The organism is Bradyrhizobium sp. NBAIM08, assembly GCF_020193935.1.
Classification (GTDB): domain Bacteria; phylum Pseudomonadota; class Alphaproteobacteria; order Rhizobiales; family Xanthobacteraceae; genus Bradyrhizobium; species Bradyrhizobium yuanmingense.
Window position 1 is genome coordinate 1 of record NZ_JADYVR010000950.1, and the last position, 404, is coordinate 404.

A 404-nucleotide genomic window follows, 5' to 3' on the forward strand; every position below is an offset into this window, starting at 1 on the left:
GGGTCGAGCCCGACGTGGCCACGAGCGGGGACCTCCGCTTCTCCGATCAGCTCGTCCTGGCCTTCACCACCGAGGCCCTGTTCGGGCCGGCCACCGGCCTCCCGGCCGCGGCCGGGCCCGTGCGCTGGGTCGGGCCCTCGATCGACCAGCGGCCCGAGCCGAGCCCGTTCCCGTGGGAGTGGCTCGACCCCTCCCGGCGGCGGGTGCTGGTCTCGCTCGGCACGGTCAACGCCGAGGTCGGCGACCGGTTCTTCGCCACCGTCGTCGAGGCGCTCTCCGGGCCCGACAGCCGTCCCGACCTCCAGGTCGTGGTCGTGGCGCCACCCGCCCGCGTCGCGGTGCCGCCCGACTCGGACCGCATCCGGGTCTTCGAGCGCGTGCCCCAGCTGGCGCTCCTCCCCCAC

At 76.5% G+C, this 404-nt stretch carries 1 protein-coding gene; it reads left to right on the forward strand.

Features of this window, described 5'->3' with window-relative positions:
- Window positions 1-404: glycosyltransferase (locus I6F37_RS42885; protein WP_225154812.1), on the forward strand; the 404-nt coding region annotated here is incomplete at both ends.